This is a genomic window from Nostoc sp. XA010 (genome assembly GCF_020829625.1).
In the GTDB taxonomy this organism is placed as follows: Bacteria; Cyanobacteriota; Cyanobacteriia; order Cyanobacteriales; family Nostocaceae; genus Nostoc.
The window spans coordinates 1-3,357 of record NZ_JAIVFX010000122.1; the positions used below are offsets into that span (position 1 = coordinate 1).

A 3,357-nucleotide genomic window follows, 5' to 3' on the forward strand; every position below is an offset into this window, starting at 1 on the left:
ACGCCCAAACCTAGTTGATAATCCCACTTACTACGCGGCAAAATTTCCACTTGCTCTGCTTGGGCATAGCGAACAATTGCTTCTGCTACTGGATGAGTTAAACGTTGTTCGGCGGCGGCTGCCAATTCCAACACCCGCAATCTTGAGGTTGCTGGATTGAGACTTTCTACACTGACAACATCGACTTCTCCCTTAGTCAGCGTCCCTGTTTTATCAAAAACTATGGTATCAACTTCTGCTAGTTGTTCTAACGCCCGTCCGCTACGGATAAGAATCCCCCGTCGTGCAGCATAAGTTAATGCTGCTAAAACTGTTGTGGGGACGGAGACTCGAATACCTGTAGCAAAGTCTAGAGTTAAAACGCTGGCTGCCCGTGAAGGGTTGCGGGTTGCGGCAAATACTGCTCCACCAAGTAGCAAAGTTGGCACAACAGCTTTTTGAGCAAATTTTGTGGCATAATTCTCCATCCGGGTATCGTGGACAGGTGCTTCTTGCATTAACTTAATGCTCTGTCCGGCGCGGGTATCATTGCCTATCCATTCTGCAAGAATATAAATTCGTCCTTCTCGTACCAGCGTTGAAGCGAAAACTGGTTGTCCCTTTTTCTTCAGTACCGGCATCGACTCGCCAGTTAATTTCTGCTCATCTAGCAGGGCTTTACCTCGCAAAATGCTACCATCAACCGGCACTTGTTCGCCAGGGTAAACAATTACTGTATCGCCACGCTGCACATCTTGAATGGGAATTTGTTGCTTGTCACCATTGCGTTCCACCCAAACAAATTGCCCTAGAGAACTAAGTAAATCTAGAGTTTGTTGAGCAGAAGAACGAGCCGTGCGATCGCGGATATTTTCACCTACTTCAATTAAACCCAACATCAGCGATGGTGTGAGAAACTGCCCTTGGAAGGTAGTAATAGCGATCGCCATCAAATCCAAAAAGTCAATATTCAATTTTCGCTCTACTCTAATACCTTCCCACGCTCGTTGGACAACCGGTAGTGTGGCAATGGCGATGGGAAGCACCACTATCAAAGGTGGGATCGGTAAACCTAACGGCCCCCCCAGTACTGCTAAAGTAGTGGCAACGGCAGAGAGTTGTAAACCTGGCCAAGATGGCTCTTTTTCAGTTTCCGATAAAGATGTAGAGTTTTTCAGAACGACTACAACACTTGCAGCCTGAATCAAATCGTGAAGGTGCGATCGCACCTTCGCATCGGAAACTTTATCAGATTTATAAGTAACTGCAACTGACATTGCCGCAGGCTTGACACGGACATTCTTCACCAGCGCATCTGCTGTTAACAATACTTCCAGACGCTTCGCATAATCTGCATCACAGCGTAAGCGAGGTACGCGAAACCGCAGTCTTCCCGGAGTTGTATGGACAACGCTGTAGGTAACGTTGGGAAGCTGTTCTTGAGAGTGTCCATTAGTGTCAATTAAAGAAACTTTTCCATTCCCTTCCAACACAGTGAATTGAGATTTTGGGGGAGATGGTAGTTCCAGTGCTACTTTTGCCATTACTTTTCTTTAATCCAATAATTGTTACACTTCGATGAAAATCAGGCTCTTTGCTGGGGTAAAGAGAGCAAATTAGCCACCAATCCTGCAAGATTGATTAGCTATCAACATTTTGGTTATTTGTGATTTGCTGGATTAGTTGGCTAACTTATCGCTGTGGCGGGATCATTGGCAGATTCAATTAGATTGGCTAGATGAGATATTGGTGGTGATAAAAAGCTTTGCACTCGCTTCTGAGAATTCTGCATCATCCCAGTTTTATAGGTAATGACAACTGATCTCGCAGCGCTATTGACTCGCTCACTTGTAACTGTAGAATCTGATTTGAGTAATGTCTCCAACCGTTGGACATATTTTGGATCGCAGGCAATTTGAGGCACACGAAACCTTACTCTTCCGGGAATTGCATGAGCAATGCTATAAGCTACTTTTGCAGGTTTTTTTGCTTGTTGAATTACAGAATTCGAGGATACCAAATTGCTTTTAGTCTTAGAGACTGATGCATCCGTAGAAGATAAGGAGAATGTTGCTGATTTCTGCTTCTGGGCTGGGATTTTTGGCTTCTTATCCTGCCTGTCTTCTGTCGTCACCGTAGTTGAGCATGTTTGGAATTGGTTTGCAGATGCTGATAGCACTTCTTCATTACCAGCCAACTGAATCAAATTAGCCAAATGCGATCGCATATCAACATCTGACTTTACATCAGATTTATAGGTAATCGCAATTGACCCTACCATCGTAGTGTTGACTTGCTGATTGATTACCAAAGGCTCATTAGCAAGCAAGGCGAGAAGACGTTGCACATATTTTTCATCTTCGCTAATCTGGGGTATGCAAAACGCCACTTGTCCGGGAAATGCACAAATAATGCTATATGCTACCCTTGAAGGCGGCGTTGCTGGGCAATTAGTCTCGTCTGTGACTGTTTGCTCTTGTTTTTTGTCTAAATTTGCTGCCGTTTCTAAATTTAAACCAGTCATAATTGCCCTCCAGTATTCCGCAATTTGAAACTGTATATTAAGTTCCCAAGGGTAAGTTCGCCATAATACCTAATGACAAAGACATCGCAGGCGATTTTAGGTTAGTCCACAGACTAGATAACTCTGGAGTTGTTTGGTTTGCTGTTCTTGAGTTGATAACTTCAGCAGTCTGAGTAACCTGATTAGTATGATTTAGCGTTGTTGCGTCTGTAACTTCAGTTATCTGAGTAACAGGATTAGTATGATTTGTCGTTGTTACATTTGTAATTTTAGGAGTCTGGCTAACTTCTTCTAGGGTTTGTTTCGCCGTTGTTATCCCTACTGTTGGTGGGTTTACCTGCAACGCTGATTCCATCAGACTCACCCAATAAGATAATGGAATCTCACGAGATTGATAAGCGATCGCGATCGATGCTGCATCAAAATTCACACGCACGCTTGTAACTTCAGCATCGGTTTTCACTATTCTCTCAAGTCGCCGCCCATAGGCTCGATCTTGGGCAATTTTTGGCAAATTTAACCGAATACGTCCGGGAATTTGATGAGCTACGCTGTAGTCAATCTTTGCAGGTGCTACCACCTTGCTATTTTCTTGTTGGATAGTAGATTCGGATATATCGCTTTTTATCGCAGAACTCGTATGATTACCTTCGTTTGTTTCTGATGTCGGAACTTGAGAGCCAAGATAACCAATTACACCACGGGTTGCATCCGCCGCAATCATATAAACTGGAATCGATACCCAGCCATGAATTCCCAACCCTCCTGTTACCGCCAAGCCTGTCATCATCGGAATTAGGGAAATACCCTGCTCCTTCCAAAATGAAGGCGATTTCCAAGCTGCAAAGGGATCG

3 protein-coding genes are annotated in these 3,357 nt (G+C 44.1%); all 3 read right to left on the reverse strand.

Annotation, left to right across the window (positions count from 1 at the left end; all coding sequences use genetic code 11):
* On the reverse strand, nt 1–1,523 hold a 1,523-nt coding region (locus LC608_RS36515), incomplete at its 3' end, for an HAD-IC family P-type ATPase (RefSeq protein WP_229558166.1).
* A 143-nt stretch (nt 1,524–1,666) separates the two neighbouring features.
* Complete coding sequence (locus tag LC608_RS36520; RefSeq protein ID WP_229558167.1) at nt 1,667–2,503, reverse strand: hypothetical protein; 837 nt, start codon at nt 2,501–2,503, stop codon at nt 1,667–1,669.
* Between the two features lie 37 nt (nt 2,504–2,540).
* Nucleotides 2,541–3,357: HMA2 domain-containing protein (locus LC608_RS36525; protein WP_374108504.1), on the reverse strand; the 817-nt coding region annotated here is incomplete at its 5' end.